The organism is Candidatus Binataceae bacterium, assembly GCA_035508495.1.
GTDB lineage: Bacteria > Desulfobacterota > Binatia > Binatales > Binataceae > JASHPB01.
In genome coordinates, this window is sequence record DATJMX010000040.1 from 138786 (window position 1) to 163268 (window position 24483).

At 61.6% G+C, this 24483-nt stretch carries 21 protein-coding genes; 16 read left to right on the forward strand and 5 right to left on the reverse strand.

All coding sequences use genetic code 11. The annotated features are described in order from the left end of the window. Position 1: 1 nt before the first annotated feature. The 5 genes from VMA09_13750 (at position 2) to pbpC (ending at position 10460) form a co-directional block, all read left to right on the forward strand. Positions 2-832, forward strand: a complete 831-nt coding sequence (locus tag VMA09_13750) for an ATP-binding cassette domain-containing protein (protein HUA34666.1) — start codon at positions 2-4, stop codon at positions 830-832. Next, positions 825-1808, forward strand: coding sequence for an MlaD family protein (locus tag VMA09_13755; protein ID HUA34667.1), 984 nt, complete (start codon positions 825-827; stop codon positions 1806-1808). The genes VMA09_13750 and VMA09_13755 overlap by 8 nt, the downstream gene beginning before the upstream one ends. Next, positions 1805-2443, forward strand: a complete 639-nt coding sequence (locus VMA09_13760; GenBank protein HUA34668.1) for a PqiC family protein — start codon at positions 1805-1807, stop codon at positions 2441-2443. Before VMA09_13755 ends, VMA09_13760 begins: the two co-directional genes overlap by 4 nt. Before the next feature lie 238 nt (positions 2444-2681). Next, the gene (locus VMA09_13765) at positions 2682-8303 is read left to right on the forward strand and encodes an MG2 domain-containing protein (GenBank protein HUA34669.1); all 5622 of its coding nucleotides are present in this window, start codon (positions 2682-2684) and stop codon (positions 8301-8303) included. Next, positions 8304-10460 (forward strand): penicillin-binding protein 1C, encoded by a 2157-nt coding sequence (gene pbpC, locus VMA09_13770; protein HUA34670.1) that lies wholly within the window; start codon positions 8304-8306, stop codon positions 10458-10460. It abuts the gene before it with no gap. Between the two features lie 7 nt (positions 10461-10467). Here pbpC and VMA09_13775 read toward each other — a convergent pair whose 3' ends face one another. Next, positions 10468-11112, reverse strand: coding sequence for a TetR/AcrR family transcriptional regulator (locus VMA09_13775; GenBank protein HUA34671.1), 645 nt, complete (start codon positions 11110-11112; stop codon positions 10468-10470). 133 nt (positions 11113-11245) lie between these two features. Between VMA09_13775 and VMA09_13780 the strand changes: the two genes are divergently transcribed. Together VMA09_13780 and VMA09_13785 are read left to right on the forward strand one after the other, a co-directional pair. After that, a complete protein-coding gene (locus tag VMA09_13780; protein HUA34672.1) occupies positions 11246-12016 on the forward strand; it encodes a glucose 1-dehydrogenase in 771 nt (256 codons plus the stop codon). Continuing rightward, entirely contained in the window at positions 12016-12351 is a 336-nt protein-coding gene (locus tag VMA09_13785; protein HUA34673.1) for an L-rhamnose mutarotase, read from the forward strand. The genes VMA09_13780 and VMA09_13785 overlap by 1 nt, the downstream gene beginning before the upstream one ends. Here VMA09_13785 and VMA09_13790 read toward each other — a convergent pair whose 3' ends face one another. Further along, a complete protein-coding gene (locus VMA09_13790) occupies positions 12352-13653 on the reverse strand; it encodes an L-fuconate dehydratase (protein ID HUA34674.1) in 1302 nt (433 codons plus the stop codon). 41 nt (positions 13654-13694) lie between these two features. Between VMA09_13790 and VMA09_13795 the strand changes: the two genes are divergently transcribed. The 9 genes from VMA09_13795 (at position 13695) to VMA09_13835 (ending at position 21222) form a co-directional block, all read left to right on the forward strand. Further along, positions 13695-14777 carry a Gfo/Idh/MocA family oxidoreductase gene (locus VMA09_13795; protein HUA34675.1) on the forward strand — a complete coding sequence of 361 codons (1083 nt, stop codon included), beginning with the start codon at positions 13695-13697 and terminating at the stop codon, positions 14775-14777. A 59-nt stretch (positions 14778-14836) separates the two neighbouring features. Then, positions 14837-15517: an HAD family hydrolase gene (locus tag VMA09_13800; protein HUA34676.1), complete on the forward strand. Its 681-nt coding sequence runs from the start codon at positions 14837-14839 to the stop codon at positions 15515-15517. A gap of 124 nt (positions 15518-15641) precedes the next feature. Beyond that, positions 15642-16958, forward strand: a complete 1317-nt coding sequence (locus VMA09_13805) for an aromatic ring-hydroxylating dioxygenase subunit alpha (protein ID HUA34677.1) — start codon at positions 15642-15644, stop codon at positions 16956-16958. Continuing rightward, positions 16958-17515 (forward strand): 3-phenylpropionate/cinnamic acid dioxygenase subunit beta, encoded by a 558-nt coding sequence (locus VMA09_13810; GenBank protein ID HUA34678.1) that lies wholly within the window; start codon positions 16958-16960, stop codon positions 17513-17515. Before VMA09_13805 ends, VMA09_13810 begins: the two co-directional genes overlap by 1 nt. 10 nt (positions 17516-17525) lie before the next feature. Continuing rightward, complete coding sequence (locus VMA09_13815; GenBank protein ID HUA34679.1) at positions 17526-17834, forward strand: bifunctional 3-phenylpropionate/cinnamic acid dioxygenase ferredoxin subunit; 309 nt, start codon at positions 17526-17528, stop codon at positions 17832-17834. A 2-nt stretch (positions 17835-17836) separates the two neighbouring features. Next, positions 17837-18649, forward strand: coding sequence for a 3-(cis-5,6-dihydroxycyclohexa-1,3-dien-1-yl)propanoate dehydrogenase (hcaB, locus tag VMA09_13820; protein ID HUA34680.1), 813 nt, complete (start codon positions 17837-17839; stop codon positions 18647-18649). Between the two features lie 37 nt (positions 18650-18686). Continuing rightward, positions 18687-19574, forward strand: coding sequence for a biphenyl-2,3-diol 1,2-dioxygenase (gene bphC, locus VMA09_13825; protein HUA34681.1), 888 nt, complete (start codon positions 18687-18689; stop codon positions 19572-19574). 27 nt (positions 19575-19601) lie between these two features. Beyond that, positions 19602-20438 (forward strand): alpha/beta fold hydrolase, encoded by an 837-nt coding sequence (locus VMA09_13830; GenBank protein HUA34682.1) that lies wholly within the window; start codon positions 19602-19604, stop codon positions 20436-20438. Beyond that, positions 20431-21222 carry a 2-keto-4-pentenoate hydratase gene (locus tag VMA09_13835; GenBank protein HUA34683.1) on the forward strand — a complete coding sequence of 264 codons (792 nt, stop codon included), beginning with the start codon at positions 20431-20433 and terminating at the stop codon, positions 21220-21222. The genes VMA09_13830 and VMA09_13835 overlap by 8 nt, the downstream gene beginning before the upstream one ends. 150 nt (positions 21223-21372) lie before the next feature. Here VMA09_13835 and VMA09_13840 read toward each other — a convergent pair whose 3' ends face one another. Genes VMA09_13840 through VMA09_13850 form a run of 3 tightly spaced genes read right to left on the reverse strand, consistent with a single transcriptional unit; the run spans position 21373 to position 24313 of the window. Then, positions 21373-23025, reverse strand: a complete 1653-nt coding sequence (locus tag VMA09_13840) for an MFS transporter (GenBank protein HUA34684.1) — start codon at positions 23023-23025, stop codon at positions 21373-21375. Then, positions 23025-23558 (reverse strand): hypothetical protein, encoded by a 534-nt coding sequence (locus VMA09_13845; protein HUA34685.1) that lies wholly within the window; start codon positions 23556-23558, stop codon positions 23025-23027. Before VMA09_13845 ends, VMA09_13840 begins: the two co-directional genes overlap by 1 nt. Positions 23559-23614: 56 nt before the next feature. After that, positions 23615-24313, reverse strand: a complete 699-nt coding sequence (locus VMA09_13850) for a pirin family protein (protein HUA34686.1) — start codon at positions 24311-24313, stop codon at positions 23615-23617. Positions 24314-24483: the final 170 nt, after the last annotated feature.

Genomic DNA, 24483 nt, shown 5'->3' on the forward strand with positions numbered 1-24483 from the left:
GGTGAGCAAAGCACACGAGTCGATGCCCGCGCCGCCTGACCCGCACACTTTGCGCGGCAAGCCGCATATCGAGGTGCGCAACCTGACGATGGCGTTTGGCAGCTTCGTGCTGATGCGCGACCTCAACTTCACCGTGCGCCACGGCGACATCTTCATCATCATGGGCGGCAGCGGATGCGGCAAATCCACGCTCCTGCGTCACATGATCGGTCTGCTCGAGCCCGCTCGCGGCGAAATCGCTTATGATGGCAAGACCTTCACCGGCGCCACGCCCGAGCAGCGGGAGATCATGCTGCGCCGCTTCGGAGTGCTGTATCAGAGCGGCGCGTTGTGGAGTTCGATGACACTCGCGGAGAACGTGGGACTGCCGCTCGGCGAGTTCAGCGATCTGAGTCCGCGCGAAATCCGCGAAGTCGCTTCGCTCAAGCTCGCGCTCGTCGGGCTCAAGGGTTTCGAAGACTATTATCCGAACCAGATCAGCGGCGGCATGCAGAAACGCGCCGGGCTGGCGCGCGCGATGGCGCTCGATCCCGAGGTGCTGTTCTTCGACGAGCCGTCGGCGGGTCTCGACCCGATAAGCTCGCGCCTGCTCGACGACCTGATTCTCGAACTGCGTGACAGCCTCGGCGCAACGATCGTCGTCGTTACCCACGAGCTCGCGAGTATCTTTACGATCGGCAACAACAGCGTCTTCCTCGACGCCGGAAGCCGTACCATGATCGCGCACGGGGACCCGCACGATCTGCTCGAGCATTGCGACAATCCCATCGTGCATCGCTTCCTGACTCGCGGCGCCGACGACGGCGAGAAGTCATCGAGGGAACATGGGTAAGAGAGTAAATCCTACTGCGATCGGTGCGTTCGTGATCGGCGCGCTGGTGCTCACGATCATCGCGATCGTGATGATCGGTTCGGGCCGCTTCTTCCAGCGCACCCAAGATTACGTGCTGTTCTTCAAAGGCAGCGTCAATGGACTAGGGGAGGGCGCCGCGGTGAAGTTTCGCGGCGTCCAGATAGGGGTCGTCAAGGAAATCAGGCTGAGCCTCGATATCCCGGAAATCCCCGTTGCCCAGGAAGTCCCGACCGATATCCAGATTCCGGTTGTGATCGAGCTTAACTCCACCATGCTATCCAAGAATGGCGTCCGGAACCTCAACCTCGCCGATCCCGCCGGAATCCGCGCCGCGGTGAAAAACGGATTGCGCGGTCAGCTCGAGATGGAAAGCTTCGTGACCGGGGTCCTCTATGTCGACCTGGATATGCAGCCCGGCAGTCCTGCTAACTTCGTGTTACCGCCCAACACCGGCTGGGTCGAAATCCCGACCTCGCCGACGACTCTCGAACAGGCGCAATCTGTCGCAACGGAACTGCTCGACAAGCTCCGTAAAATCGATTTCGACAAGTTCCTGAACGACTTTAATCGCTCCGTCGATGCGATAACCGCCGTTGTCACCTCGCCCAAATTGCAGGAGACGATGGCCAACCTCGCCAAGGCCTCCGCCGAACTCAGCACGACAGCAGTAAGCTTCCGACAGCTTGCGGATAACCTGAACTCGCGCACCGGGCCGCTCGCCAGGAGCCTGAACGAGACTTCACAAAACGCCAACGTGACGATGGTCAAGGCGCAGGAGGCGCTCGAAAGCGTGCAGGAGACCTTCGATCCTGCATCGCCGTTGACCTACCAGCTTAACCAGACCCTGGTTCAGATTGGTGAAGCCGCGCGCTCGATGCGCGAACTGGCCGACTATCTGCAACGCAACCCAAGCTCCGTTATCAGAGGGAGATCCTACGTCCAGGATTCGCAATGAACCTACGCCTCAACATACTCGCTATCATTGCGGTCGCGCTGAGCAGTGCGGTTATCGGATGCGGCCCGGTGCTTGCGCCGCAACCTGACAGATCGAAGTTCTACACATTGACGCCGGTCGATGCGGCCACGTCGCAGCCGCCGCTGCCGATCGTGCTCGGCCTCGGACCGGTCAACATGCCGTCGTACCTGGACCGGAACGCGGTCGTGATTCGCACCAGCCCCACTGAAATGGACGTATCGGCGGTCGACCGATGGGCCGAGCCGCTTTCCGCGAACTTCACCCGCACGCTTACTGAAGATCTCTCGCGCACGCTGAGCCCCAAACAGATCGTGCAGTTTCCGTGGTTTACAGCCACGCTGCCCGACTACCAGGTTGAGATCTACGTCTATCGCTTCGAGGCCAACTCGGCCGGCACGGCAGTTCTCTCGGGCCGTTGGGCGATCAGGAATCCCGTCACGCACAAGACGCTCTACAGCAGCGACATGAATATAAGCCAGCCCGTAGCAAAAGGTGACGGGGCCGGCGCGGCCGCGCTCAGCAAGGCCGTCGGCCAGCTAAGCACCGAGATCGCGGCTGCCGTTCGCGAGCTCCCACCGCCCCAACAACCCGCCAAAACGAACCAGCAATCCTGACTTGATGCGACAGTGCGCCGCCCATCGCATGACCGAGCGTCGCACGCTGTTCCCACGACAATGGCCTGATTTCGCGGCATCCTCGCCGCGCGGAATTTTCGCGTTTCGATCACGGGGGAGATCTCTCATGGGTATGCGCCTGACCTCACGAACTGTTCGTATACCTTGCGCTTTTATCCTCGCATCGCTGCTGATCTTAATCGCACCGCTGCGCGCGCATGCGGAGGCCGCCTCAGTCGTGCGCTTTTCGCCAACCGGCACGATCAAGGAAGTCCGCCAGGTGACGGCGCGCTTTTCGCAGCCGATGGTTCCGCTGGGCGACCCGCGCGTCAGCGTTTCACCGTTCGCCATCGATTGTCCGCAGAAGGGCGCGGCGCGCTGGATCGACAGTTTCAACTGGTCGTTTGATTTCAAGCAGGATTTGCCGGCCGGCGTGCAATGCACTTTCACGCTGCGGAGCGGGCTTAAGACTCTCGCGGGGCAACCGGTCGCGAGCGCGCCGCCGTTTCAATTCGACACCGGCGGCCCGTCGGTCATCGAGACTCGCCCGTGGATGGACAGCAACGCGATCGACGAGCAGCAGGCGTTCGTGCTGATGCTCGACACCACCGTCGATCAATCGACGATCCCCAGTCATGCCAGCTTCAGCGTATCGGGAATCGCCGAGAACATTGGCGTCACGGTCATGAGCGGAGCGAATTACAACCTCCTCGCCAAGCGCTTCCAGAATGCGATCGCGAAGCGGCCGTTCGTTATCCTCCAGGCGCGCCAGACCTTTCCCGCCGAGGCCACCGTCAAACTGGTGTGGGGTAAAGGGATCAAATCGACCAGCGGAATCGCGACCAGCGACGATCAGGAGCTCAACTACACCGTGCGCAAGGCGTTCAACGCCAAGGTCAGGTGCGAGCGTGAGAACGCCAAGGCCGGATGCATTCCGCTGACGCCGATCACGGTGCACTTCACCGATAACATCACGACGGATCTTGCGCGCAAGATCGCACTCGTTGCGCCCGACGGCGCGCGAATCGCGCCCAAGATCAGCGACGACAACACCAACGAAACCAGCGACGTCGATTTCGAGCCGCCGTTCAAGGAATCGACTGCCTACAAGGTCGTGCTGCCGCCGAATCTCACCGACGAATCGGGCCGTAAGCTGATCGACGCATCGAAGTTTCCCTACGAGGTCACCACCGATCAGTTTCCGCCGCTCGCGAAATTTTCGTCGCGCTTCGGAATTATCGAATCGGTGGATCCCGCCCTGCCAATCACGGTGCGCAATCTCGAAGCGCAGATTCACGGCAGCCAGCTCAAAGTCGCCGATCCGGAAAACAGCACCGGCACGCTCGGCAACTTGATTACGCGCGTCGAGGCGACGATCTGGCGCGTCCCCGGTCCCGATCCCAGGGAGATTCTCGATTGGCTCGGCCGGGTCGCGGCGGCCAAACGCTCGAAGTCGGTTTTCGAAGACGAGAACGCGGGCGAGACTTCGTTCGACATCCCCAAGCCTAACGGCCCCAAGGCTTTCGAAGTCATGGGCATCCCGCTCAAGCGTCGCGGGCTCTACGTGGTCGAGCTGAAAAGCGAGCATCTGGGCGCAGCGCTGCTCGATCCGCCGCGCGCGATGTACGTTCCTGCGGCGGCGCTCGTCACCAACCTCGCGGTTCATTTCAAACAGGGCAAGGCCAATTCGCTGGTTTGGGTGACCGAGCTCGAAAACGCCAAGCCGGTCGAAGGCGCCAGGGTGAAGATCGCCGACTGCCACGGCGCTGAAATCTGGAGCGGACGCACCGACTATCGCGGCCTCGCGCTCGTGCCGCAGCTCGACGCGCTCGACAATCCGCCCACTTGCGATCAATCCAACTCGGACAACGGCTCCGAATTCTACAGCGATCAGAACCTCGCCCTGCAGAATCTCACCAGCGGCGTGCTGGTCGTCGCGCAATATGGCGCGGATTACAGCTTCGTCCATTCGAGCTGGAAGAACGGCATCGAATCGTGGCGCTTCCATCTGCCGAGCTTCTACCAATCGTCGCCATTCAACGCGCACACGGTTTTCGACCGCACGCTGCTGCGCGCCGGCGAGACCGTGCACATGAAGCATTTCATCCGCGCCCAGACGCTCGACGGTTTTGCCCTGCCGCCGCCGGACAAGATGCCCGACACCGTTTCGATCCGTTTCGCGGGCGGCGATCAGCATTACGACCTCGATCTTACGTGGAGCGAAGACGGCACCGCCGCGACCGATTGGGCAATTCCGAAAGATGCCAAGCTCGGCGAGTACCAGGTGGTGCTCGCTCGCACAAAATCGGCGAGTCCGACCGCATCGCCAAATCCGAACGCTGATACTTCGAGCACCGAACTTCAATCGGGATCGTTCCAGGTCCAGGAGTTTCGTATCCCACTCATGAAGGCGGCGATCAAAGTCCCCGCGACACCTGAGGTCAGCGTGACGCAGGTGCCGATCGACGTGAGCGCTAACTATCTGTCAGGCGGTGCGGCCAGGGGGCTGCCGGTGATCTTGCGCAGCCAGGTTTCGAACACCAACCTCGCGAGCTTTGCGGATTTCCAGGACTTCACGTTTGCGAACGGCGCCGTCAAGGAAGGGATCAAGAAAACCGATACCTCGATGGAAGGGCCGCCGGAGGCTCAGCCGGGTGTCCATCAGCGCAAAGACCTGACGCTCGACGCGGCGGGCGGTGCGCGCACGGTGATCACCGATATTCCGCCCGCCAGCGTGCCGCAGGACGTGCGCGCGGAGCTCGAGTTCCGCGATCCCAACGGCGAGACCCAGACGGTCTCTAACACCGTGACGATCTGGCCCGCGAAGCTGCTGGCCGGCGTGCGCGTCGAAGACTGGGCCTCGGAGCCTGGCGTGGTCAGCGCCAAGCTCGCCGCCGTCAATGACAACGGCAAGCCGGCGTCCGGGGTCGCGATCAGCGCCATCGTGCTGACCCGAAAATATTATACTTACCGCAAGCGTCTGATTGGCGGATTTTACGCCTATGAGAATACCGAGGAGGTGAAGCGCGTCGGCCCGTTATGCTCGGGCACGACCGACATCCGCGGGCTTTACACTTGTCAGGCCAAGCCTGGCCTCACCGGCGAGGCGATCGTGCAGGTCTCCGTTACCGACGATAGCGGCCACACCAGCGTCGCCAACACCAGCGCGTATATCGAAGGCTCCCGGATGTGGTTCTCCGGTCAGGAAGACGATCGCATGGACGTGCTCGCCGAGAAGCCCGAGTACCAGCCCGGCGACACGGCGCGCTTCCAGGTGCGGATGCCGTTCAGCGAGGCGACCGCGCTCGTTACCGTCGAGCGTGAAGGAATCCTCGCCGCAACCGTCTTGCGCCTCTCGACCAGCAAACCCGTCGTGACGCTGCCGGTGCGCGATTACGCGCCCAACGTCTTTGTGTCGGTGCTCGCGGTGCGTGGACGAATCGCGGGAATTCAGCCGACCGCAATGGTCGATCTCGGCAAGCCCGCGTTCAAGCTCGGTATCTCGAGTATTCGCGTCGGCTGGCGCGACCATCAACTGAAAGTCAACGTCACGCCGGAGAAGCTCGTCTATCACGTGCGCGACAAGGCTCATGTGAAAGTGGCCGTGCGAAATTTCGACGGCAGCGCTCCGCCGGCGGGCAGCACTATCGCGATCGCGGCCGTGGACGAAGGCCTGCTCGAGTTGATGCCGAATACGAGCTGGAAATTGCTCGAAGCGATGATGGATCAGCGGCCGTACCAGGTCGACACCTCGACCGCGGAGATGCAGGTGGTCGGACGCCGTCACTACGGCCTGAAGGCAATTCCGCCCGGCGGTGGAGGCGGCCGCGCGATCACGCGCGAGCTCTTCGACACGCTGCTGCTGTGGAAAGCAACCGTCGCGCTCGATGCGAATGGCGACGCCGACGTCGAGGTGCCGCTCAACGATTCGTTGACCAGCTTCAAGATCGTCGCGATTGCCGCGGGCGGCACGGGCCAGTTCGGCACGGGCGAATCGTCGATTCGCTCGACCCAGGATCTTCAGCTTTTCTCGGGCGTCTCGCCGATCGCGCGCAACGGCGATTCGTTTGCGGCAGAGTTCACGGTGCGCAATGCCTCGGATGGTCCGCTCGATGTGAATGTTGCCGCGGCTGTCGAAGGCCTCGCCGCGAAGCCGGCGCCGCAGAAGATCACGCTCGGTCCCGGCGACGGCAAGACGATCGACTGGCACGTCGCGGTGCCGTTCGGACCCTCGACGCTGAAGTACAAAGTCGATGCGCTCGCGGCGTCGGGCCCGCAGGACCATTTGCTGATCTCGCAACAGATCATTCCCGCGGTGCCGGTCCGTACCTGGCAGGCCACGCTGACACAACTCGACAAGCCGATTTCACAACCAGTCGCAGTGCCTAGCGATGCGGTGCCGAACCAGGGCGGCGTCGATGTCCGGCTGAGCCCGACGCTCACCGCCGGCCTCGGTTCGATCGAAGCTTGGATGCGCGCCTATCCGTACATCTGCCTCGAGCAGCGCGTCTCGCGAGCGATCGCACTGCATGACGCCGAGATGTGGAAGAACATCATCGCCGACCTGCCGTCGTACACCGACGGCGATGGGTTACTGAAATACTTCCCGACGATGCAGGAAGGCAGCGACGTTCTGACCTCTTATGTGCTCGCGATCGCAAGTGAAGCCGGCCTGATGATTCCTGGTGACGTGTTGTCATCATCGCAATCGGGACTCTCGAATTTCGTCGCAGGAAAACTTGCGCGGCAGGAACCGTTTGCTGTTGTCGATCTGCCGCTGAGAAAGCTCGCTGCGATCGAAGCGCTCTCGCGCTATGGAAAGGCTGACAGCTCGCTCCTCAGCAGCGTCCATATCGAGCCGAACCTGTGGCCCGACTCTGCGGTGATCGACTGGTGGAGCATCCTCGAGCGCACGCAAGGGATTCCCAAACGCGCCGAGCGGCTCGACGAAGCCGAACGCATCATGCGCGCGCGCCTCAACGAGCAGGGCACGGCGATGCATCTGTCGAGCGACCCGCGCAACGACCTGTGGTGGCTGATGGTCTCGCCCGCCGACAACATGGTGCGGATGATGCTCGTCGCCCTCGATGCGAAAACGTGGTCCGACGATCTGCCGAAGATCATGCGAGGTGCACTCGCGATGCAGGACAAGGGCTCGTGGCAGGGAACGGTCACCAACGCCTGGGGCACGCTCGCAATCAACAAGTTCGCACAAGTTTTCGAGTCGACACCGGTCGCGGGCATGACCACGGCGTCGCTCGGAACGGTTTCAAACAAGCTCGACTGGGCTCACGATCCGAAGGGCGGCACGCTCGATTTTCCGTGGCCGCCCGCGCTGGCGAATCTCGATATCACTCACGCTGGCTCTGGGAGCCCATGGGTCGAGATCAGGACCAGCGCCGCGATTCCGCTCAAAGCGCCGTTCACCAGCGGTTTCACGATCACGAAAACGATCAAACCAGTGGACAGCACGCACGCGGGCGGATGGAAGCAGGGCGACCTTGCGCGTGTGCATCTCAAGATTGACGCGCAAACCGACATGACCTGGGTGGTGATCGACGACCCGATTCCAGCGGGCGCGTCGCATCTCGGAATCGGGCTCGCGCGCGAATCGCAAATCGCGACCGCAACCGAAAACCTCAACAACGAAAATTACCTGTGGCCCGACTACACCGAGCGCGCGTTCAGCGGTTTTCGCGCGTATTACTCGTATGTGCCGAAGGGCACGTTCGAGATCGAGTACACGATCCGGCTCAACCAGATCGGCACGTTTCAGCTCCCGCCCACGCATGTCGGGGCGCTGTATGAACCGGAGATGCTCGGTGAGTTGCCCAATAATCCATTCACGGTGGGTCAGTAGATGCGCGCGCGAATAGTAATCGTCGCGATCCTCGCCGCCCTCATCGGATGTGCCTGGTTTGCGAGCGCGCCGGATGCACCGCCCCCGTTCGACGAGGTTCGCGCGCGATGGCGTCCGTCCGACGCGCAGCTTCTCGATCGCAAGGGCGATCCGCTCTACGAGCGCCGGGTTGATTCGCACGGCCGCCGTCTCGCGTGGACGCCGATCGATGAAATATCGCCGGCGCTGTTGCGCGCCGTGATCGCTTCAGAGGATCGCCGCTTCTACGATCATGATGGCGTTGACGCGAGAGCGATTGGCAACGCCGGGATGCACGCTTTACTCGGCGCCCGAACGCGGGGCGCCAGCACGATCACGATGCAAGTCGCGTCAATGATCGATCCGAGCCTCGGTCGCGGCGGCCGTCGCTCGGCGATGCAGAAACTCCAGCAAATCCGCAGCGCGCTCGCACTCGAGCGCACCTGGAGCAAGGCGCAGATCCTCGAGGCCTATCTGAACCTCGTTACCTGGCGCGGCGAGCTCGAAGGTATCAACGCTGCCTCGCGCGTGATGCTGGGCAAAGCTCCACACGGAGTGAACGCGGGAGAGGGAATCGTGATGGCGGCCCTGGTGCGCGCGCCTAACGCCGGGCGCGCAGCAGTTGCGCGCCGCTCGCTCAAGCTGCTAGCCGCGCTGGGCGCCGATGCGCCGTCGCAAGCTGAAGTTGACGCGGCACTCGATCGCGTTTACTCGCATTCGACGCGTGAGTTCGCGCGCGTCACGCTGGCGCCGCACGTCGCGGAGCGGATGCTGACGGCCGGTCAACTCTCGGCGCGATGCACTCTCGACTCCGAGCTACAACGCTTCGCCGCCGAAACTCTGAAGCGGCATGTGTCCGAAGTTCGCGATCGCGGCGTCGATGACGGCGCGGCGCTTGTCGTTGACAACGCCAGCGGCGAAGTCTGGGCCTACGTCGGCAGCGCCGGCGACACTTCCGGCGCGCCGTGGGTCGATGGGGTGCGAGCGTCGCGCCAGCCGGGCTCGGCACTCAAGCCGTTTCTCTACGCGCTCGCTATCGACCGCCATTTTCTGACCGCCGCTTCGCTGGTCGAGGATACTCCGCTCGAATTGCCCGAGGAGCGCGGTCTCTACCGCCCCGCTGACTATGACCATCAGTTTCGCGGACTTGTCTCAATGAGAACAGCGCTGGCCTCTTCGCTCAATCTGCCCGCGGTTCGCACCGCGTCGCTGGTCGGCGTCGACGCGTTCGCCGCGAATCTTAACGATCTTGGAATGGACAGCGTGGTCGAGCCGGGCGATTTCTACGGCGCCTCGCTCGCTCTGGGTTCCGCAGATGTAACGCTATGGGAGCTGGTCGGCGCGTATCGAACGCTCGCTGACGGCGGAACGTGGTCGCCGCTCCGCTTGACCGCCGCTGCGCCGGCGCCGCAGTCGCGGAGGATCTATTCACCCGCGGCAGCTTTCGTCGTCTCAGATGTCCTCGCCGATCGCGCCAGCCGCAGCGTGACATTCGGTCTCGAAAACAGCCTCGCGACTCGCTATTGGAGCGCGGTCAAAACCGGCACCAGCAAGGACATGCGTGACAACTGGTGCGCCGGCTACTCCGATCGGTTCACGGTCGGAGTATGGGTCGGCAATGTCACCGGCGCGCCGATGCGCGACGTGACCGGAATCACCGGTGCCGCGCCGGTCTGGCTCGACGTGATGAACTACCTGCACGACCGCTACGGCAGTGGCGCAATCCACGCGCCCGCCGGCGTCGTCGCGCGGCGAGTTGAATTTGCCGATGCGGTCGAGGCACCCCGCGAGGAATGGTTTCTCGCCGGCACCGAGCCCGTCGCGTCGCGCGCGAAGCTGGATCGCGATCTGCCTCGAATCGAGTCCCCCGCAGATGGATCGATCATCGCGTTCGACCCTGATATTCCACACGATCAACAACGAGTGAGCTTCGAAGCAGGACGCGGTTCCGAGCATGCGCGATGGAAGCTCGATGGCCGGATCGTTTGCGCTACAGCATCTTCATGTATGTGGGAGCCGCGGGCGGGAGCACACAAGCTCGTGCTCGAGAGTGATTCAGGTCACGCACTCGATAAGGTGGAGTTCACGGTCCGCGGAACTGCTTCGCCCGGCGACGAAGAAGTCAGTTCGGAGCGATAGCGGCGGGTTACTTCTTACGCGCGTGATTCGATTGCGCAGCCGGCGTGCCGAGCGAGCCGCGCGCGGCGCCGAGCAGAAAGTCGCTGCACACGCGCTCGATCTCGCGGCGCTTCAGCCGATGTGCCGCCCATCCGCGCGCGAACGTGTCCGAAGCGCTCAGCGTCGCTGCGGCAATCGATTCCGCCACCGGACGTGGCGCGCCGAACTCCTGCTGGATCTGATCCGCCCAGAATCCAATGAAACGGTGCAGCCGCTCGCGGCGGGTGCGGCGTCCCTTGCGGCCGCTGAGCCGCGTCTGGAGGACGGCCAGCAGCACGCCCCGCGTCGCAACGAGATCGAAGTACGTGCGCACCGCCTGTCGCACGCGCTGTTCGTACGAATCGTGGCGCATCGATTCGCGCTCGATGCGTTCATAAACCTCGGAGACTTCGCGATCGTAAAGCGCGAGCGCGAGATCGTCGGCATTCTCGAAGTACGCGTAACCGAGTCCTTTGCTGACCCCCGCGCGCTCCGATACCCCTTCCATCGTAAGCGCCTCGAAGCCCTCATTGAGAATAATCGAAGCTGCCATGTCGAGCAGATGCTCACGGCGGCGCTCGGCGCTCATGCGACGCGGTTGCGGTTGTCCGCTTTGCGATTCGACGATTTCCATTGGCCTTGTCCCCAGTTCGGCCAAAAAAATCTAGTTGACGCTAGTCTCAATTACAATCGCAAAATGAATCGGACCAGTAAGCGTTGTCAGGCTGGCGATCTCTGTCCTAGTGTTTCGCCCGGGAGAACTGATCGTGTTTCGACTCGAAGGTAAGACGGCTGTTGTGACCGGTGCGGGCTCCGGAATCGGCCAGGCGATCGCGAAGACGTTTGCCGCAGCCGGCGCTCACGTCTTCATCTTTGAGCACGACCTGAAGGGCGCCGAGGAGACCGCGAATGCGATCAAGGCCGCGGATGGCGCCGCGACCGTTGTCCAGTGCGATGTCACCAGCGCGGATTCGGTCGCATCGGCATTCGAGCAGGTTGGCCGCGCCGCCTCGCGACTCGACATTCTCGTTAACAACGCCGGTATTGCGCACGTCGGTAACGTTGAGAAAACGACCGAGGCCGACCTCGATCGAGTCTATGCGGTCAACGTCAAAGGCGTCTTCCTCTGCTCGCAGGCTGGCGTGAAGATGATGTCGAAAGCGGGAGCAGGTGTTATTCTCAACCTCGCGTCGATCGCTTCGCTCATCGGTCTGGCTGACCGTTTCGCGTATTCGATGAGTAAAGGCGCAGTGCTCACGATGACGCGCTCGGTGGCGGTCGATTACATCAAGCAGGGCATCCGCTGTAATTGTATTTGCCCGGCTCGGGTACATACTCCGTTCGTCGATGGTTACTTGCGAAGTAGCTATCCAGGCCGCGAGCAGGAAATGTTCAAGACGCTGTCGGAGTATCAGCCGATCGGCAGAATGGGCACGCCTGAGGAAGTGGCGGCACTTGCGCTTTATCTCTGTTCCGACGAAGCCTCATTCATCACCGGACAGGCATATCCAATCGACGGCGGGGTGCTGGTCTTCTGATGAAGCGCTACGGGCAGACGATCAGGCTCAAGGACGATCCGGCGGTGATTGCGCGGTACGTTGAGTATCATGCCGCTGTCTGGCCGGAAGTCGAACACGGGCTGAAATCGATCGGCATCCAGCGAATGCTGATCTTCCTGCTCGGACGCCAGCTCTTCATGTATATGGAAACGAAAGACGAGTTCGAGCCTGAACGCGATTTCCCCCGCTACGAGGCCTCGATCGCGCGCATCAAGGAATGGCAGGACCTGATGGCCTCGATGCAGGAGCCGGTGCCTGACGCACAACCAGGAGAATGGTGGGCGCGAATGAAGTTAGTATTCGCGCTCGAATAGCTATTCCTTCCATTCTTTGCCTGTTGGGTACTCAAACAGGTCGAGCGACTCTGGTTTCATCTCGATGCTGAACCCGGGCTTGTTCGGTGGAAAATACTTTCCGTCCCGCATCGTGACGGGATCGATAAAATGCTCGTGCAAGTGATCGGCGAACTCGATCGCGCGATTATCCAGTCGAGCGCTCACGCAGATATAGTCAATCAACGAAACGTGTTGCGCGTATTCGCACAATCCGATGCCGCCGGCGTGCGGACAAACGGGCACGCCGAACTTCGCTGCCATCAGGAGAACCGCCAGCGCTTCGCTTAGTCCGCCGAGGCGGCAATTGTCGAACTGGCAGAAGTCGATGGCGCCCGCCTGCATCAGTTGTTTGAAGATGACGCGGTTGGCCGCATGCTCTCCGGTCGCGACCCCCACCGGCTTGATCGCGCGGCGAATCGTTGCATGGCCGAGGATATCATCGGGGCTCGTCGGTTCTTCGATCCACAGCGGCCGGTAGCGCTTGAGCGGCTCCATGTATGCGATCGCTTCGCCCACGTCCCACGCCTGGTTGGCGTCCATCATAAGCCACGCGTCGTCGCCGATCTCCGCGCGCACGATCGCGGTGCGACGCACATTCTCTTCGGAATTTCGTCCCACCTTGATCTTGAACCGCGTCCATCCCGCCGCAATCGACTCGCGGCATAGCGCGCGCACCTTGTCATCCGGATAGCCGAGCCATCCCGCCGAAGTGATGTAGGCCGGGTAGCCGTTCTTGCGCATCTCGGCTTCGCGCGCTGAGCGCGTCGGAACGTTGCGGCGCAAAAGTTCGATTGCTTCGCCGGGAGTGATCGCATCGGTGATGTAGCGGAAATCGATGCACCCGACGAATTGCTCGGGCGTGAGATCGGCGACGAGCTTCCACACCGGTTTGCCCTCGGCCTTCGCCCACAGGTCCCAGACTGCGTTGACGATCGCGGCGGTCGCAAGATGAACGGCGCCTTTTTCGGGACCGATCCATCGAAGCTGGCTCTCGAAGGTCAGCCGTTTCCAGAAGGCACCCATTGCTGCGGTTATCGATTCCAGTGTCGCGCCGATGACAAGATGCTGCAGCGCGCGCACCGCCGCCGCGACGACTTCGTTGCCGCGACCCAGAGTGAACGTGATGCCGTGGCCTTCGAGTCCATCGCCCGCATCAGTTTTAAGCACGACGTAGGCCGCCGAGTAGTCGGGATCGACATGCACCGCATCGGAGCCGGCCAGCGTGCGCGAGGTCGGAGTCCTGATGTCGCGGACGGTGAGATTCGTGATGGTGCGCGCCATGATCGCTTCCTCCGCGGCGCATGGTAGCATCGCCGCCATCAATGACGAACGCATCTGAAATCGAGCTGGGCGCGCTGCGCCAGGCTTGGTCGCGGGCATCGGTGCCGCGGGCGATCGTCGTGATCGGCGCGGGCAGTATCGTGCGCGATGCGCATCTGCCGGTTTATGCGCGGCTCGGATTCGATGTCGCCGGTATCTTCGATCTCAATCACGATGCGGCCCGCGAGCGTGCCGCGACGTTCAAGATTCCGCGGGTTTTTGAATCGCTGGCGGAGGCCGCGTCAGCTCGCGATATGATCTTCGACGTCGCCGTTCCGCCGGCTGCGATCGCGTCTGTTCTCGAGCAGATTCCGGCTGGTGCGCCGGTGCTGATCCAGAAGCCGATGGGACGCGACCTCGACGATGCGCGCCGGATTCTTGCGCTCTGCCGCGAGCGCAAGCTGCGCGCCGCGATTAACTTCCAGCTTCGATTCGCGCCCAACATGCTCGCGCTCAAGGACTTGCTGGATCGTGGAGCGCTCGGCGAGCTGCTCGATATCGAGGTGCGCCTCAATCTCTTCACGCCGTGGAACTACTGGGCGTTTCTGAAGGGCGTACCGCGGCTCGAGGTCCTGATGCACTCGATTCACTACCTCGATCTGATTCGGCATCTCGCCGGCGAGCCGCGCGGCGTGTATTGCAAGGGCGTGCGGCATCCTGAGATGCCCGACTACGCCGACACGCGCACGACGATCATTCTGGACTACGGCGACACGGTGCGCGCGAGCCTCGCGACGAATCATGCGCATCGGTTTGGTGCGCGCCATGCAATGTGCGAGCTGAAGCTCGAAGGTACACGCGGTGTCGCGATCGCTAGGATGGGTGTGAACCTGAACTATCCGAAGGGCGAGCCCGACACGCTCGAGGTTGCGTTCACTGGCGGCGAATGGATGAACGTCCCGCTTCGCGGATCGTGGTTTCTCGAAGCGTTCGAAGGGCCGATCTCTAACATGCAGCGCTTCGTGGCGGAAGAAGATCGCGCGCTCGTGTCGAGCGTCGAAGACGCGATTCGCACCATGGCACTGGTCGAGGCGTGTTATGAATCGAGCGCGCATGGCGCCACGCCGATTCCGCGCGTCGCCTGAATCGCGCGGGGCTTGGCACAGCCGCGCCGCACCGGAAAGATCGCATTGGAGGATTCGCCATGGCGTCGGACGTGGTCGTCTATCTCTTTGACGTTGACAACACGCTGCTCGACAACGATCGCGTCGCCGCCGATCTGATGAAGCATCTCGAGCTTTCCATCGGCGCCGAGCGCAAGCAGGAATACTGGAAGTACTTCGAGGGTCTGCGTTCCGAACTGGGATACGCCGATTACCTGGGCGCGCTGCAGCGCTATCGAATTCAGTATCCGCGTGATTTTCATATCGTCGCCGTTTCGTATTTTCTGGTGAACTATCATTTTGCCAACCGTCTCATGCCCGGCTCGCTCGACGTGCTCGAGAAGTTCCGGCGCACTGCCTTAGTGGCGATCCTCAGCGACGGCGACGTGGTTTTTCAACCGCACAAGGTCGAGCGCTCGGGTCTGCGCGAGGCGGTCGATGGCAACGTGTTGATCTATATTCACAAGGAGAAGGAATTCGACGACGTCGAGAATCGCTATCCGGCCGATCACTACATTCTCGTCGATGACAAGATTCGTATTCTCGACGCGGCGAAGAAGTTCTGGGGCAAACGCGTCACCACGGTGTTTCCGCGGCAGGGCCATTACGCGCTCGATCCCGACGAGGTCGGCAAATATCCGACGCCCGACGTCACTATCGACCGGATCGATCAGATGCTCGGGCTCGAGCAGAACGAACTGGTTGCCGCCGCGCGAGACTGAAACATCTAGTCCGTTTGGGCTTTGACAGTCCGGACCTGCTGCGCTACGGGGGTTCTGGCGAATTGGACTTTCCTCAATGAAAGTCGGCGCCAGCGCGAGCCGGTGCTCGCGGCGTGGAGGTCCGATGAAGAACGGCGCGGCTGCGAATGGTCACGGCGCGATGTCGCCGGAGTTCCTGCGTGGATTGGTCGATGATCGCGGCGGCCGTTTCGATCCGCGTATCTATTGCGATCGCGACATTTACGAACTCGAGCTCGAACGCGTCTTCGCGCGCTCGTGGCTTTTCCTCTGTCACGAAAGTCAGCTCAAGAAGCCGGGCGATTTCTTTTCGACCTACATGGCCGAGGATCCCGTGCTCGTGGTGCGGCAGAAGGACGGCTCGATTCGCGCCTTCCTCAACCAATGCCGCCATCGCGGGATGCGCATCTGCCGCGCGGACTGCGGCAACGCGCGCGCGTTTACCTGCTCGTATCACGGCTGGGGCTACGACATCGGCGGCAATCTCGTTTCCGTGCCGCACGAGGAAGACGGCTATCGCAACGAAATCGACAAGAGCCAATGGGGTCCGCTCCAGGTCCCGCGCCTCGAGAGCTACAAGGGCCTCGTGTTCGGAACGTGGAATGAAGAAGCGCCGAGCTTCGTCGATTACCTCGGCGACATGCGCTGGTACTTCGACGGCTACATGGATCGCAGCGCGGGCGGCACTGAGGTAATCGGCGGGATGCATCGCTGGGTGCTGCAGTGCAACTGGAAATTCGCCGCCGAGCAGTTCTGCTCCGACATGTATCATGCGGACTATAGTCATCTGTCGGCGATCATCGCGCAGCTACCGGAAGGAACGGATCCGGCGCTCGGCCATTTGCCGACCATCGGCAGTCAATTCAGCTCGATCAATGGACACGGCACGGGATTTTTTACCGAGAATTCCGACACGGTCGGCGATATCAACGGTCCTGTCGCTGGACGATGGTACGGCGGTCCCGCTCGCGCCGAAGCGACTGAGCGGCTCGGCGAAGTTCGCGGCAAGAAAATCTATGGCGGGCACATGACGGTGTTCCCGACGTTCTCGTTCCTGCCGCAGATCCAGACAATGCGCGTGTGGCATCCGCGCGGTCCGAGCGAAATTGAAGTGTGGGCGTGGGCGCTCGTCGAGCGCGACGCTCCGCCCGAGGTCAAGGATGCCATCCGCACTGGCGTGCTTCGCACCTTCAGCGCGGGCGGAATCTTCGAGCAGGACGACGGCGAGAACTGGCTCGAAATCCAGAAGGTGCTGCGCGGTCACATCGCGCGCCGCCAGAAGCTCAACCTCGGCATGGGCCTCGGCCACGCGCGCACTGACGATCCGATGTTTCCCGGAAAGATCAACAACGTCTATGGCGAAGAAGCGGCGCGCGGGTTCTATCGCAAGTGGGCCGAGCTGATCTCAACGGAGGTCGGTTGATGAGCGCCGCAGTGACGACCGAGGCAAAGCTGGCGCCCGCTGAGCGCGTCACGCCCGAGCTGCAACAGGAAATCGAGCAGTTTCTATATCTCGAGGCGCGCATCCTTGACGATCGTCGTTACGAACAATGGTACGAGCTGCTGGCGGACGATCTGCACTACTACATGCCGACTCGCTACAACCGGCTGAAGCGCGAGGCCGACAAGGAATTTTCCGCGCCCGACGAGGCAGCGTATTTCGACGAAGACAAACGTGCGATCGCCGTGCGTATTCGGCGTCTCAACACCGGGATGGCGTGGGCGGAAGATCCGCCGTCGCGCACGCGGCACATGGTCAGCAATGTAGTAATCCGACCGCGGGGCAGCGGCGAATACGAGGTTGATTCTTACTATATGCTCTATCGTTCGCGGCTCGAGCGCGAGCTCGAGATGTTCGTGGGGATGCGGCAGGACGTGCTGCGCCGCGCGCATTCGGCGGCAGGATTCCAGGTCGCGAAGCGCACGATCATTCTCGATCAGGCCATCTTGATGGCGCGAAATCTCAGTTTCTTCTTTTAGTGAGTAATCGATGGCGTGGATGAAAGTGTGTCAGAAGAACCAGGTCGCCGACCAGTCGGGAATCAAGATCAAGCGCGCCAACCCGATCGCGATCTTTCGCGTCGGCGATAAGTTCTTCGCGACCGACGATACTTGTACGCATGCAAAGTTTTCTCTTTCCGAGGGTTACGTGGAAGAGGAGGAAGTCGTGTGCGCGCTTCACGAAGCGCGCTTCTGCCTGCGTACCGGGCGGGTCTTGTCGCCGCCCGCGACGGTTGCGCTTCGAACTTATCCGGTAAAGGTTGAGGGCGACGACGTGCTCGTCGAACTGGATAACTGACTATGGGATGGCTCGAAAGCAAAATAGTAATTGTCACCGGCGGCGCTTCGGGGCTAGGCCGCGCGATTGTCGAGCGCTTCGTAAATGAGGGCGCGCGTGTCGCCGTCTTCGATAAATCGCGTGAGCGCGGCGAGGAAGTGGCGTCAAAATTGGGCGAGCGCGCCATAGCAATCGTGGGCGACGTGACTTCGCTGCCGGATAATCAACGCGCCGTGGCCGAAACGATCGCGCGATTCGGTCTTCTTGATTGCTTCGTCGGCAACGCCGGGATCTGGGACTTCAATGCATCGATAGTCGATTTGCCTGACGATCGGATCGGCGCGGCTTTCGACGAGCTTTTCAGCGTCAATGTGAAAGGCTACCTGCTCGGCGCGAAGGCTGCGTATCGGGAGCTGGCCAAGACGCGTGGCAATATTATCTTCACTGTCTCCAACGCCGGGTTCTATCCATGCGGCGGCGGGCCGCTTTATACGGCCTCGAAGCATGCGGTCGTCGGGCTCATCAGGCAGCTTGCATACGAGCTGGCACCCAAGATTCGCGTCAACGGCGTCGCACCGGGCGCGATTCCCACCGATCTGCGTGGGCCGCGCTCGCTCGATATGACCGAAAGATCGATCGCGCAGATTCCGCTCAAGGAAGTCGTCGAACGCGGACTGCCGCTCGGCAAGCTGCCGTCGCCGAGTGACTATACGGGATCGTATGTATTGCTGGCGTCGAATGAAAATTCATCGACGGCCACCGGCGGGGTGATTATCTGCGAAGGCGGAATAGGTATTCGCGGTTTTACGGACGCCGCTGGCGGCCGCGACCTCTAATCAGTCTGCAACGTCGTTCTCGAGGGAGGAACGAACGATGAACGCGATCAAGAGCCTCGGTTATGTCGGAATTGGCGTGAAGGATCTCAAAAGCTGGGAGACTTTCGCGACCGAGATCCTCGGTCTGCAGAAGAGCGCTGCCAGCGACGAGAATCGTTTGCTGCTCCGAATGGACGAATACTCATATCGCTTCGCGCTCCATCGCGACGATACTGACGATCTCGCCTACGCGGGATGGGAAGTTGCCGATGCGGCCGGGCTGCGCGAGGTCGCCGAGCGGCTGCGTTCGATCGGCGTCGAATCGCAGACGGCGCCGGAAGACGAAGCTGCGGCACGCCGCGTCACCGAGATGATCCGTTTTACCGATCCCAACGGCATCACCGGTGAAGCTTTCTATGGACCCTCGGTCGAGTTCGAGCATCCCTTCCAGTCGCCGCGGCCGATTGGCGGCTTCGTGACCGGCGAGCAGGGCGTCGGACATATCGTCATCGCCTCGCAAGACGTCGAGAAGAGCCGCCGATTTTATTGCGAAGGGCTGGGCTTCCGAATCAGCGATACGATCGAAATGAAGTTCGGCGACATGAAGTTCTCGATGGTCTTCATGCACTGCAATCCGCGTCATCACACGCTCGCACTGATTCCATTGCCGATGCCGCGGAAGCTGCTGCATTTCATGTTGCAGCTGCGCTCGATCGACGATGTTGGTTCGACAATGTACCTGGTGCAGGATCGCAAGATCGAAATTGCCGCCTCGCTCGGACGTCATACGAATGACCACATGCTGTCATTCTATATGCGTACGCCGTCAGGCTTCGAAGTTGAGTACGGATGGGGCGGGCGCGAAATCAACGACGCGACTTGGCACGTCCAGAAGCATCACGCGCCCAGCATCTGGGGCCATCGCCGCGCCGGGATGCCCGGCTGAACGAAACTATACTCCAGAGGAATTACTATGGTGCTCACTGAAGAAGGTACCAGCAAATTCGTTCAGGCCGGCCCGCTCAAGCTGCATTACCATGAAGCGGGGAAAGGCCCGGTTCTCATAATGATACATGGCGGCGGTCCGGGCGCCGGAGGATGGAGTAACTATCGCCGTAATATCGACTTCTTCGCCGAGCACTTTCGCGTCATTGCGCCGGATCTACCGGGTTTTGCGAAAAGCGACAAGCCGAAAATGGAAGGCGGGATGTTCGCTTTCTTTTCCAAGTCGATTCGCGACCTGATGGACGCGCTGGATATTCCGCGCGCCAGCTTTATCGGCAATTCACTGGGCGGCGGGACGACGGTAAAGCTCGCGCTTGATTCTCCCGATCGCGCCGACAAGCTGGTCATGATGGGCGCGGGCGGCAGCCTGCCGATATTCACTCCCGTGCCAAGCGAGGGCATCAAGCATCTGATTAGCTACTACATGCCGCCGGGGCCATCGATTGAGAAACTCAAGGCCTTTCTCAACGTGATGGTCTATGATTCGTCGCAGTTGACTGACGAGTTGATTAAGGAACGATTCGCGGCAAGCACACAACCTGAAATTCTGGCCAATCCGATCTTCTCGCCGAGCCGGCCCGTCCTGCCCGAGCCCTTGTGGCAGAGTCTCAACAACCTGCGGCAGAAGACGCTGCTGATCTGGGGCCGCGACGATCGAACGATCACGCTCGACAATGCGTTTATCATGCTGAACCAGATTCCCGATGTGCGTTTGCACGTGTTCGGGCGCTGCGGCCATTGGGCGCAGTGGGAGAAGGCGGCGGAGTTCAATCGCCTGGTGCTGGATTTTCTGACTAATGAGTAATGCTGTGGAAGATTCCCGCCTCAAAGAGATCGCCGATCGGCTGGAGCGCGCCGAGTGCGAGCATATCGCCACGGATGCGCCGACGGCGGGGACAAAGCTGTCGCCCGCCGACGCCTATCGCATCCAGATGATCAACGTGGAGAAGGCGGTCGCGCACGGCCGCCGGATCGTCGGGCGCAAGGTGGGTCTGACGAGTATCGCGATGCAGAAGATGTTCGGCGTCAATGAGCCCGATTTCGGACATTTATTCGAGGATATGATGCTTCGCGATGGCGCCGAATGTAGCGTCGCCAGGTTGATGCTGCCGCGGGTCGAGCCGGAAATCGCGTTCGTATTGTCGCGCGAGCTGCGCGGGCCGGGAATTACGCGCGAGGACGTCATTAGTGCGACTGAGTATGTAACGCCGGCGCTCGAAATTATCGACACCCGGCTGCACGATTGGAAAATCACGCTTGCGGATACAATCGCGGACAACGCATCGTCGGCGCGTGTGGTATTGAGTAGTCAGAGGACATCGCCGCGGGCGCATGATCTCGCGGTGATCGCGATGACGCTCGCGAAGAACGGCGCGAAGGTCGAAGAAGGCGTGGGCGCCGCAGTGCTGGGCCATCCGGCGGAGCCAGTCGCCTGGCTTGCGAACAAACTATCCGAGTTCGGCCAGACGCTGGATGCTGGCAGCGTGATCATCCCGGGCGCGCTCTGCCGCGCCGTCGAGGTAGCAGCGGGCGATTCGATAATCGCCCGCTTCGGTGCACTCGGCTCAGTAAGTATTACCTTCGTATAGAATAGTCGGTTCAAGTATCCTCCTTGATTTCTTCACTCTTTCCTTGTTTGTCGGTCCCCTCTCCTAAGATAAGGAGAGGGGACCAGAGGGATAAGGAATGTGCAATCTGCAATTTGGAATTTGCAGAGTATCTTTGCGACTGACTATTCGCTAGCGCATCGGCGGCGCCAGCATGTGAGTTACTACTGGGGGTTCGGTGCCTGTATGGAAGGAGCGGACGTAGAGTTCCGTTTCGCTATCGCTGACGGTCAGGCGATAGTGCTGGCGCATGTGCTCGCCCCAGCTTTCGACGACGAATGTCTCGAGATAGCGGCCGGGGTCGGCGATATCTACAAAAATACTCCAGGCCATCGCGCCGTCGCGGCGGCGGATCGTCGCGAGCGCCTGCATTGCGCGCTCGAACTCGGCGGCTCGGCGCGGATCGATCCGGAACTCGGTCGTGATCGCGACCGGGCCGCGTTGCGGATCGATCTCCTCATGCGTCACCGGCATCTGCCAGTGCACCCATGGTTTCGGATCGAAATGCTCCGCATCGCTGATCGAGAAGCGCCACACGAACGTGAGACAGCAGGCGAGGAAGAGAGCAGAGTAATCGAGTGCGCCGCGAATGCCGATTTGCGATGCCAGAAAGCCCCATCCTACGCTGCCCAGCGCGAGACCGCCCTGGATTACGAGCAGGTACATCGAGAGCGCCCGCGCCCGCACCCATGACGGTAGCGCCATCTGCGCTGCGCTGTTGAATGTTGTCGTGGTGGCGACCCATGCCAAGCCGGCGCCCATCGTCGCGAGCCACACGACGTGAACATCATGGGTCGATGCGATAGTTGCGTTGACGGCGGCGAACAGCACGCCGCCGCTCATCGCGACCAAATCGATTGAGAGTGCGCGCCGAATCATCGGCAGCACGAATCCGCCGATTCCCGCGCCGACGCCGAAAAACGCGACCAGGATTCCGTATCCTGTGGCACTGAGATGGAGCTCGACACGCGCGACGAGCGGCAGCACCGCCCACATCGCGCTGGTGCCGATTGCGAATAGAAACGAGCGCAGCAGGACCGCTCTGAGCGCGGGCGTGAAGCGAACGTAGCGCAGCCCGGCGCGCACCGCGCCTGCGACGCGCTCTGCGGGCAGCATGCTTTTTTTCGGCGTGCGCCGCCACGACATCAGCACGCCAATCACGCCGATGAACGAGGCAGCATTGGCGAGAAACGCGACGCCGGAGCCCCACGCCGAAACGATCAGGCCGCCGATCGCAGGGCCGATACCGCGTGCGACATTGAACTGCATGCTGTTGAGCACGACCGCTTCGCGAATCTCGTCGCGCTCGACCAGCTCGGGCACGATCGCCTGCCATCCGGGACCGTTGAGTGCCGCGCCGAGTCCAAGCGAGAAGCTCAGTCCGAGCAGCATCCACGGCGTGGTCAGATGAAACACCGACAGGACGCCGAGCGTGCCCGCCGACGCGAGCATCCAGAATTGCGCGACGATGAGAAGGCGGCGGCGGTCGGCAATATCGGCGAGCGCGCCCGCCACAAGCGCCAGCAGGAAGTAGGGGAGGTTCACCGCGGTCTGGATCAACGAAACCATCACGGGCGACGGCGCGAGCGAGGTCATCAGCCATGACGCGCCAACGTCCTGGATCCAGGTGCCGACGTTGGACGCGAATGCAGTGGCGAGCAGCGCAAGAAAGATCGTGTGATGCAACGGAGCGAGCGTTCCGCCCGCTCCATGCGAAGGCGATGGCTGTTCCGAAGGTTTGGAGTGAACTTCGGGCGCTATCTGCGGCGACGCGGCAGGCGACACTAGTTAGCGCGACGAGTCCGCGGTTTGCGATTCCTCACACGCGGCGCGCTCACGCGATGCGTGACGACTACCGGTGAACGCCGCACCAGCGGCCGCCGCACCGTGCCGGCAATGCGCCGCGATTTCCAGTCCATCAACGCACGGCGCAGATACGCAGGGTCGATGCCGAGCGTCTCGCACACGGCGACGTATGAGAATGGACCATCGGCGGAATCGTTTTGAATCCACTGGTCGGTTTCGTAAAAGAGCCGGCGCCGCGTAGCGTTGGGTGCGCCGACATTGGCCTGGAAGCATCGCACCGCGTCTTCGAGCACGGCCATCAGCAGCCGCTTATATGGGATGATGCGATCATCCTGCTTCTTCAGCGCGCCGAAGAACTGCACCGGCAATATCGCGCCGGAGTCGAACGGAGAGCTGTCGTAATCGCGATACGAGCTCGGTGTTGAACTCGGCGCGCCGGAGTTATTCGAGCGTGATGCTTCCGCTGGTGATTCAACGGATGCGACTGTGGTTGAAGTTTCGTTGTCGTTCATCGCTATCCTCAGCGGCGGCGGCGCGGCGAAGCACCGCCGTCAAGTTGATGTTCAATTCAACGTAAGTCGAAGAACAGAAGTTCCGCCGGTTCGAGAGCTTTGAGCTCGAGTCCTGATTCATCGCTGATGGCGGCGCCGTCGCCTTCGCCGAGCCTCGAATCGCCGAGCCTGACCGCGCCGCGCGCTACCTGTAGCCATCCGAAGCGTCCCGGCTTGATCTGCTTCGCGACCGATTCTCCAGCGGCGAGCGTCGCAACCGAAATCTCCACATCCTGATGCACCGTGAGCTCGTTGCCGTGAGCATCCCGCGATGCGAGCTCGATAAACTTGCCGCGTGACGAATCGTGATCGAACGAACGCTGCTCGTAGCCCGGCTTGAGCCCTGCTTTTTCCGGCAAGATCCAGATTTGCAGGAAGTGCACCGGCTTATCGCGCGACGGATTGAATTCGCTGTGCATGATTCCCGTGCCCGCCGACATCCTCTGCACTTCGCCCGGACGAATCACCGAGCCGTTACCGAGGCTGTCGCGATGCTGGAGCTCGCCGTCGAGGACGTAGGTAACGATTTCCATGTCGCGGTGGCCGTGGGTTGCGAAACCGCCGGCCGGCGCGACGCGATCGTCGTTAATCACGCGCAGATCGCGGAAGCCCATCTGTTGCGGGTCGTGGTAGTCGCCGAATGAAAACGAGTGGCGGCTGTCGAGCCAATCGAGGTGGGTCCTTCCCCGTTCCGGAGCTTTGCGAATAGCAATCATCGGATTCCGTTCTTTCCGCCGGCGAAATCGTTCTAATTTTTCCGCCGTCGATTCGATGTTGAGAAACCGCGCCAGGTTACGCGGAAGAGACGCTTCGAACAGAAGTTCGTTGCGCAAGCCCGGCGCAAGCGCCAAAAGAAAAGGCCGGAGAGCATCGCGCCCTCCGGCCT

What these genes read in the sequence shown, in the direction of transcription:
- hcaB (HUA34680.1), top strand. Translation starts at nt 17,837, where the DNA reads ATGGGATGGCTCGAAAGCAAAATAGTAATTGTCACCGGCGGCGCTTCG.
- VMA09_13850 (HUA34686.1), bottom strand. Translation starts at nt 24,313, where the DNA reads ATGATTGCTATTCGCAAAGCTCCGGAACGGGGAAGGACCCACCTCGAT.
- VMA09_13835 (HUA34683.1), top strand. Translation starts at nt 20,431, where the DNA reads ATGAGTAATGCTGTGGAAGATTCCCGCCTCAAAGAGATCGCCGATCGG.
- VMA09_13800 (HUA34676.1), top strand. Translation starts at nt 14,837, where the DNA reads ATGGCGTCGGACGTGGTCGTCTATCTCTTTGACGTTGACAACACGCTG.
- VMA09_13795 (HUA34675.1), top strand. Translation starts at nt 13,695, where the DNA reads ATGACGAACGCATCTGAAATCGAGCTGGGCGCGCTGCGCCAGGCTTGG.
- VMA09_13810 (HUA34678.1), top strand. Translation starts at nt 16,958, where the DNA reads ATGAGCGCCGCAGTGACGACCGAGGCAAAGCTGGCGCCCGCTGAGCGC.
- VMA09_13815 (HUA34679.1), top strand. Translation starts at nt 17,526, where the DNA reads ATGGCGTGGATGAAAGTGTGTCAGAAGAACCAGGTCGCCGACCAGTCG.
- VMA09_13755 (HUA34667.1), top strand. Translation starts at nt 825, where the DNA reads ATGGGTAAGAGAGTAAATCCTACTGCGATCGGTGCGTTCGTGATCGGC.
- VMA09_13805 (HUA34677.1), top strand. Translation starts at nt 15,642, where the DNA reads ATGAAGAACGGCGCGGCTGCGAATGGTCACGGCGCGATGTCGCCGGAG.
- VMA09_13760 (HUA34668.1), top strand. Translation starts at nt 1,805, where the DNA reads ATGAACCTACGCCTCAACATACTCGCTATCATTGCGGTCGCGCTGAGC.
- bphC (HUA34681.1), top strand. Translation starts at nt 18,687, where the DNA reads ATGAACGCGATCAAGAGCCTCGGTTATGTCGGAATTGGCGTGAAGGAT.
- VMA09_13785 (HUA34673.1), top strand. Translation starts at nt 12,016, where the DNA reads ATGAAGCGCTACGGGCAGACGATCAGGCTCAAGGACGATCCGGCGGTG.
- VMA09_13790 (HUA34674.1), bottom strand. Translation starts at nt 13,653, where the DNA reads ATGGCGCGCACCATCACGAATCTCACCGTCCGCGACATCAGGACTCCG.
- VMA09_13830 (HUA34682.1), top strand. Translation starts at nt 19,602, where the DNA reads ATGGTGCTCACTGAAGAAGGTACCAGCAAATTCGTTCAGGCCGGCCCG.
- VMA09_13775 (HUA34671.1), bottom strand. Translation starts at nt 11,112, where the DNA reads ATGGAAATCGTCGAATCGCAAAGCGGACAACCGCAACCGCGTCGCATG.
- pbpC (HUA34670.1), top strand. Translation starts at nt 8,304, where the DNA reads ATGCGCGCGCGAATAGTAATCGTCGCGATCCTCGCCGCCCTCATCGGA.
- VMA09_13845 (HUA34685.1), bottom strand. Translation starts at nt 23,558, where the DNA reads ATGAACGACAACGAAACTTCAACCACAGTCGCATCCGTTGAATCACCA.